This window comes from Rhizobacter sp. P1_G5 (assembly GCF_056405435.1).
The window spans coordinates 1-7,299 of record NZ_JBFUCB010000290.1; the positions used below are offsets into that span (position 1 = coordinate 1).

Here is a 7,299-nt window from a genome sequence, read left to right on the forward strand (position 1 = left end):
GCTGACGCACCCCGACGTGAAGGCGCTCAGCTTCGTCGGCTCGACGCCGATCGCGCAGTACATCTACGAGACCGGCGCGCACCACGGCAAGCGGGTGCAGGCGCTGGGCGGCGCGAAGAACCACATGGTGGTGATGCCCGACGCCGACCTCGACCAGGCGGTCGACGCGCTGATCGGCGCCGGCTACGGTTCGGCCGGCGAGCGCTGCATGGCGATCAGCGTCGCGGTGGTGGTGGGCGACATCGCCGACCGGCTGGTCGATGCGGTGGCGGCGCGCGCGAAGACGCTGAAGGTGAAGAACGGCATGGAGCTCGATGCCGAGATGGGCCCGATCGTCACCGCGCAGGCGCTCGAGCGCATCAGCGGCTACATCGACATCGGCGTGCAGGAAGGCGCGCAGCTGGTGGTCGACGGTCGCGGCTTGCGCGTGCCCGGGCACGACGGCGGCTTCTGGATCGGCGGCACGCTGTTCGACCACGTGACGCCGCAGATGCGCATCTACCGCGAGGAGATCTTCGGGCCGGTGCTGGCCGTCGTGCGGGTGCCGGATTTCGCGGCGGCGCTCGCGCTCGTCAACGCGCACGAGTTCGGCAACGGCGTCGCCTGCTTCACGAGCGACGGCAACGTCGCACGCGAGTTCGCACGGCGCGTGCAGGTCGGCATGGTCGGCATCAACGTGCCGATCCCGGTGCCGATGGCCTGGCACGGCTTCGGCGGCTGGAAGAAAAGCCTGTTCGGCGACATGCACGCCTATGGCGAGGAGGGCGTGCGCTTCTACACAAAGCAGAAGAGCGTGATGCAGCGCTGGCCGTCGAGCATCGCGCGCGGCGCCGAATTCGTGATGCCGACCGCCAAATGAACGCTGCGCTCCCGGGGTAAGTGGTCGTAACATCGCCCGCTTCGCGGCGATGACAGCCGCATCACGACACCATCGGGAGGGCACGCATGCGTGCAATATGGAGGAAGGGCGCGCGCGCCCTGGGCGTGGCGCTGTGCGGCCTGTGCGTCGGCACGGCACTGCAGGCGGCTGAACCGGCGAAGGCGCCTGCGGGCGGACTGCTGCCGATCGAGCAGTTCACCAAGTGGCCGGACATTCAAAGCGTGCGGATCTCGCCGTCCGGGCGGCGACTGGCGCTGATCCTGACCGGCCCGACCGGGCGCTGGCGGCTCGGCGTGATGGACCTCGATCCGGTCGGGCAGATCCGCGTGGTGGCGGACTACACCGATGCCGACGTCAAGAGCGCGGACTGGGTCACCGACGACCGGCTGGTGTACGGGGCCGCCGACCCCGGTGCGGAGGTCCGGCAAGGAGGCTACGGTGTGTTTGCCGTCAACCACGACGGCAGCGGATACAACCAGTTGGTCTCGGCCCGCGACACGACGCAGGACCATGCACTCGTCAAGTCGCGCACTCTCCCGTGGGACTGGTACCTGCACTCGCCGGCCCGCGACGGCAGCAATGATGTCTTCCTCAAACACTATGTCTGGGGCAAGGCCGGTGTGCTGGCCAACATCCAGTTGGCGCGGATGGACACGGTGACGATGAAGCTGACCAACCTGAGCCAGGGCGCGCCCGACGGTGTGCGGGATTGGACACTCGATCGGCAGGGCCAGCCCCGTGTCGTGACGGCACAGAGAGATGGCAAGACGAGCGTTCACTGGCGCAATCCGAAGACGGACCGGTGGGAACAGGTGGCTGAGTTCGATTCGTACGACAGCCACGGTGCATCATTCGACCCGGAGATCATCGATGGCGCAGGCCAGTTGCTGGTCTCGGCGGGTATGAATACCGACACCCGCGGCATGTACCGCTTCGACTTCGCCGCGCGTCGCCTGGATCCGGAGCCGGTGATGAGCGTCAAGGGCTTCGACGTGGATGGCGGCTTCGAGGATGATCCCCGAACCGGTCAAGTCCTGGGCGTTCATTTCAGGGCCGACCGCCCGATCAGCGTCTGGTTCGATCCGGTGATGCAACGCCTGCAGCAGGCCCTCGATGCCGCGCTGCCCGCCGGCCGCAGCAACCGCATCATCTGCGGCGAGTGCGAGTCGACCCGCTTCTACGTCGTCCGCTCCACATCCGACCGCCAGCCAGGCGAGTACTTCCTGTTCGACAAGAAGAAGAACTCGCTGGAAAAGATCGCCTCGCAGCGCCCCTGGATCGACGAATCGACCCAGGGCACCCGCAGCTTTCACCGCGTGAAGATGCGCGACGGCCTCGCCATCCCGGTCTATATCACGAGCCCGAAAGGCGCCTCCGCCACCGAGCCGCTGCCTGCCGTGATGCTGGTCCACGGCGGCCCTTGGATCCGCGGGGCTGACATCAGCTGGCAGGCAGAGGCTCAGTTCCTCGCGTCACGCGGCTACCGTGTGATCCAACCGGAATTCCGTGGCAGCGAAGGTTACGGTGGCAACCTGTTCCGCGCCGGATGGAAGCAATGGGGGCTTGCGATGCAGGACGACCTCGCCGACTCGGTCAAGTGGGCCGCCGAGCAGAAGTTGGTCGACCCCGCGCGAGTGTGCATCTACGGTGGCAGCTATGGCGGCTACGCCGCGCTGATGGGTGCCATTGCCAGCCCCGGCGTCTACAAGTGCGCCGCCAGCTACGCAGGCGTCACCGACATCGACCTGATGCGCAACCTCGACTGGAGCGACATGTTCGATGACTACAAGAAGTACGGCATGCCCGTCCTGGTCGGCGATCCGGTGAAGGACGCCGCCCAGTTCGCGGCCACATCGCCGCTGAAGCGCGCCGGCGAAATCAAGATCCCGATCCTGCTCGCGCACGGCAGCCTGGACCGCCGCGTGCCGATCGAGCATGCGCGCAAGTTCGTCTCGGCTGCACAGGATGCGGGCGTGGACATCGAGATGGTCGATTACTTCGACGAAGGCCACTGCTTCTGCACGCCAACGAACCAGACCGACTTCTACCGCAAGCTCGAAGTCTTCCTCGCGAAATCGTTGAAGCCTGCGCGCTGACCCGCGACGCCCGGCCCATCGCCGGGCGATCCTTTACTTGAGCTGCTGGACCCAGAACGTCGCCGTCGGCACCGTCGGCACCGCGAAGTAGTCGACCTTCAGCGCGGTGATCTTGTCGAGGGTGTCGAACCCGGCGATGACCTTGCCGAACACCGCGTAGCCGTTCTGGTCGCAGTTCGCGCCCGTCGGCCGGATGTCCAGGCAGGCGTGGTTGTCGACCACGTTGAAGAAGAACTCGCTGGTCGCCGTGGCCGTGTTGGTGCTGCTCTGGCGCGCCATCGCGACCGTGCCCTTCACGTTGCTCAGGCCCTTGTCGCTCTCCAGCGCGATCGGGGCGTAGGTCGGGATGTGGGTCCAGTCGCCGCCGTAGCCACCGCCCTGCACGACGAAGCCCGCGACGACGCGGTGCAGCAGCGTGTTGTCGTAGCGCTTCGCGGCGACGTACTGCAGGAAATTCGCGACCGTGATCGGCGCCTTGTCGGCGTACAGCTCCATCACGATCTCGCCGTGCGTGGTGAGCATGCAGACGGTGTTCGTCGCGGTGCTGGCCGCAGCAGCGGCCTTGCCGGCATCGCTGCAGCTGGTCGTGGGCGTGGCCGGGATCGAGACCGGCGCGGGCGGGAAGGTGGGCGCCGCCGGGTACGAGGGACTGCTGCTGCCGCCACCGCCGCAGGCGGTCAGGGCAACCATCGCGAACAACGGGATCAGGCGAGAAGTCGACATGGGATTGAACGGAGGGTGGGCCGCCGATGGCGGCGAAGCCGCGATTCTCGGCGACTTCAGAGCTTCTCGGTCTCGCCGGTCTTCGGCTGCCATTTCATCAGCCGCCGCTCACCCCAGCCGACGGCCGCGTCCAGCAGCAGCGCGAAGGCCGTCAGCACCAGGATGCCGGCCATCACGGTGTTGATGTCGAACGAGCCCTCGGCCTGCAGGATCAGGTAGCCGACGCCCTCGGCCGAGCCGAGGTACTCGCCGACCACCGCACCGACGAAGGCCAGCCCCACGCTCGTGTGCAGCGAGCTGAACACCCAGCTGGTGGCGCTCGGCAGGTACACGTGGCGCAGCAGCTGGCGTCGGCTCGCGCCCAGCATGCGCGCGTTCGCGAGCACCACCGGGCTCACCTCCTTGACGCCCTGGTAGACGTTGAAGAAGACGATGAAGAACACCAGCGTGATGCCCAGCGCGACCTTGCTCGCGACGCCCAGGCCGAACCACACCGCGAAGATCGGCGCGAGGATCACGCGCGGCATCGAGTTCAGCGCCTTGATGTAGGGCTCGCAGATCGCCGCCGCCATCGGGCTGAGCGCGAGCCACAGCCCGCACCCGAGGCCCATCGCGGTGCCGAAGCCGAACGCGAGCACCGTCTCCTGCAGCGTGATCCACAGGTGGTGGTAGATGTCGGCGCCCGTCACGAACCAGGCCCACACGCGCGCGAAGATCTTCAGCGGCTCGCCGAAGAAGAACGCCGCCTGCCGGTCGTTCTCGAACAGGAACGGGCGGACCAGGCCGGGTGCGGTCAGCACGTGCCACAGCACGAAGATCGCGACCAGCAGGCCGAGCTGCCACAGGCGCAGGTTGCCCGGGCGGGGCTTGATGTACTTCCACATGGCGTCAGGCTGCGAGTTGCTGCTGATAACCCTTGACCACCTCGTCGCGCAGCACCGACCAGATCGCCTGGTGCAGCTCGACGAAGCGGGGCGCGGTGCGCACCTCGGCCACGTCGCGCGGCCGCTCGAGGTCGATGCGGAACTCGCCGATCGGGTGCGAGCCCGGCCCGGCGCTCAGGCAGACGACGCGGTCGCTCATCGCGATCGCTTCATCGAGGTCGTGCGTGATGAACAGCACCGCCTTCTTCTTGGCGGCCCACAGTGCCAGCACCTCGTTCTCCATCAGCTGCCGGGTCTGGATGTCGAGCGCCGAGAACGGCTCGTCCATCAGGATGATGTCCGGGTCGAGCGCAAGCGTCTGCGCGAGGCTCACCCGCTTGCGCATGCCGCCCGACAGCTGGTGCGGGTAGCGGTCGCCGAAGCCGCCCAGGCCGACGCGGCGCAGCCACTCGCCGGCCTGCGCCTTCGCATCGGCGACGCCGCGGAACTCCAGCCCGGCCATCACGTTGCGCAGCGCGGTGCGCCACGGCATCAGGCTCTCGGCCTGGAACAGGTAGCCGGCCCGCGCGTTCAATCCCGCCAGCGGGCGCCCGAAGACATGCACCGTGCCGCTGCTCGGCGTCAGCAGCCCGGCGGCCATGTTCAGCAGCGTGCTCTTGCCGCAGCCGGTCGGCCCGACCACCGAGACGAACTCGCCGGCGCCGACGGTCAGCGAGACATCGCGCACCGCGGTGTAGCGCTGGCCCGGGTCGTCGCGCGAGATGAAGGTGCAGCTGACGCCGTCGAACTGCAGTGCGGAGGCCTCGGTCATGCTTTCGGGTACTTCGCGTTGGCCTTCTTCACGAACTCGTTCGTGTAGACCGCCTGCAGGTCCAGCTTCGCCGCGGCGATCTCCGGGTCGACGCTGGCCAGTGCGCGCCGCGCCGTCTCGGGGCCGGCCTCGGGGAACAGCCCGTCCACGGACAGCGCGCCCTTCGCGGCGAGGAAGGCGTCGATGTAGACCGCGCGGTCGCCCAGCAGGTAGCTCTCGGGCACCGCCTTGATGATCTCGCCCGGGCCTGCTGCCTGGATCCACTTGTCGGCCCGCACCAGCGCATTCGCCAGCGCCTGCGTCGCGAGCGGGTTCTTGTCGATGAAGGTCTGCGGCGCGTACAGGCAGCCGGCCGGCATCGGGCCGCCGAACACCTTGTCGGCCTCGGCGACGATGCGGGTGTCGGAGATGATCTTCAGGTCGCCGCTGCGCTGCAGCAGCGTGATCACCGGGTCGAGGTTGCTCATCGCGTCGATCTGGCCGGAGCGCATCGCCGCGACCGCGCCGCTGCCGGCTCCCACGCCGATGATCGACACGTCGCTCGCCTTCAACCCCGCCTTCGCGAGCACGAAGTTTGCGAGCACGTTGGTCGACGACCCGGGCGCGGTGACGCCGATCTTCTTGCCCTTCAGGTCGGCCACGCCCTTGAAGGCGGGCATCGTCTTCGGGTTGATGCCGAGCACGATCTGCGGCGCCCGGCCCTGCAGCGCGAAGGCGCGCATGCGCTGGCCCTTGACCTGCATGTTCAGCGTGTGTTCGAACGCACCCGACACGACGTCGGCGCTGCCGCCCACCACCGCCTGCAGCGCGCGCGAGCCGCCGGCGAAGTCGGCGATCGTCACCTCCAGCCCCTCGGCCTTGAAGTAGCCGAGGCTCTCGGCGATGGTCAGCGGCAGGTAGTACAGCAGGTTCTTGCCGCCGACCGCGATGGTCAGCTTCGGCTTGTCGAGCGCCTGCGCGTGCAGCAGGGCAGGAAAGGCGGCCACCGCGCCGGCGGCGGCGCTGCGCAGGAGGATGTCACGACGTTGCATGGTGCGAGATCCGGGGGTCCGAGGAAGCGGCAACTTTAGCCCCGATGACCGGTCGGGCCGTGAGGGTTGCTGCGTAGGCGCTGCCGCGTCACGAAGTCACGTTCGCGCGGGAAGCCCCGGCTCAAGGCGGCAGTGCCCCCGCCGAAGACTGTTCACCACGGGCCGCCGGAAACCGATTCCGGGATGGCGCCGTGCGGTATTGCCGGTCGCGAAGGAGCGCCATGAACCTCGGATCCCCCCGTTTCGCCCTCTCCGTTCTGGCCGTGCTCGCACTGGCCGCCTGCGGCGGCTCGCCGTCGTCGCAGAGCGCCGCGCCGGTGAACGTCACCCCGACCACGCAGCTCGCCGGCTCGGTCGCGGTCGGCGCCCCGATCACCGGCGGCACGCTGCGCATCCTGGACGCCGACGGCGTGCTCGTCGCGCACGACATCGCAGTCGCGGCCGACGGCAGCTTCACGGTGCCCGAGCTCACGGGCAAGGCACCGTTCCGCATCGAGGCCTGCGGCTATGCCGGCGCGAACTACCAGTGCCTGTACTCGGTCGCGCAAGGTCCCGGCACCGCCAACGTGACGCCGCTGACCAGCGCCACCGTGCTGCTGGCCACCGGCCAGTCGCCGGTCGAGCTGATGGCGGGCAGCAGCAGCGTGCTCGATGCCAGCGCCGTCGCCGGCGCGCAGACCCAGCTGCGGGCCGGCCTGTCGGGCGTGCTCAGCGGCAACGTCGCGGCGAACTTCGACTTCATCACCGGCGCGCTGTCGGCCGGATCGCGCAGCGGCTACGACAAGGTGCTCGACGCCGTCGGCGTGACGACCGGCGTCGACGACAAGGCCTTCGTGCAGATCACGCCGCGCCTGGGCAGCGGCAACCTCTACCT

The 7,299-nt window shown here is 68.5% G+C and carries 6 protein-coding genes and 1 pseudogene; 3 read left to right on the forward strand and 4 right to left on the reverse strand.

From position 1 onward, the window contains the following. Together AC1D12_RS19270 and AC1D12_RS19275 are read left to right on the forward strand one after the other, a co-directional pair. On the forward strand, positions 1-859 hold an 859-nt coding region (locus tag AC1D12_RS19270; RefSeq protein ID WP_477842288.1), incomplete at its 5' end, for an aldehyde dehydrogenase family protein. Positions 860-945: 86 nt separating this feature from the next. Next, on the forward strand, positions 946-2,976 hold the full coding sequence (locus AC1D12_RS19275; protein WP_477826167.1) for a S9 family peptidase: 2,031 nt from the start codon (positions 946-948) through the stop codon (positions 2,974-2,976). Between the two features lie 33 nt (positions 2,977-3,009). On the opposite strand, the gene AC1D12_RS19280 is transcribed toward AC1D12_RS19275, so the two are convergent. The 4 genes from AC1D12_RS19280 to AC1D12_RS19295 are packed head-to-tail and all read right to left on the reverse strand — an operon-like array spanning position 3,010 to position 6,425. After that, positions 3,010-3,699, reverse strand: coding sequence for a peptidylprolyl isomerase (locus AC1D12_RS19280; protein WP_477826168.1), 690 nt, complete (start codon positions 3,697-3,699; stop codon positions 3,010-3,012). A 56-nt stretch (positions 3,700-3,755) separates the two neighbouring features. Further along, positions 3,756-4,583: an ABC transporter permease gene (locus tag AC1D12_RS19285; protein WP_047508314.1), complete on the reverse strand. Its 828-nt coding sequence runs from the start codon at positions 4,581-4,583 to the stop codon at positions 3,756-3,758. A 4-nt stretch (positions 4,584-4,587) separates the two neighbouring features. Then, a complete protein-coding gene (locus AC1D12_RS19290) occupies positions 4,588-5,394 on the reverse strand; it encodes an ABC transporter ATP-binding protein (protein WP_477842290.1) in 807 nt (268 codons plus the stop codon). After that, entirely contained in the window at positions 5,391-6,425 is a 1,035-nt protein-coding gene (locus AC1D12_RS19295; RefSeq protein WP_465110295.1) for an ABC transporter substrate-binding protein, read from the reverse strand. Before AC1D12_RS19295 ends, AC1D12_RS19290 begins: the two co-directional genes overlap by 4 nt. A gap of 221 nt (positions 6,426-6,646) precedes the next feature. Between AC1D12_RS19295 and AC1D12_RS19300 the strand changes: the two are divergent. Then, a pseudogene (locus tag AC1D12_RS19300) lies at positions 6,647-7,299 on the forward strand (hypothetical protein); the annotation flags it as partial.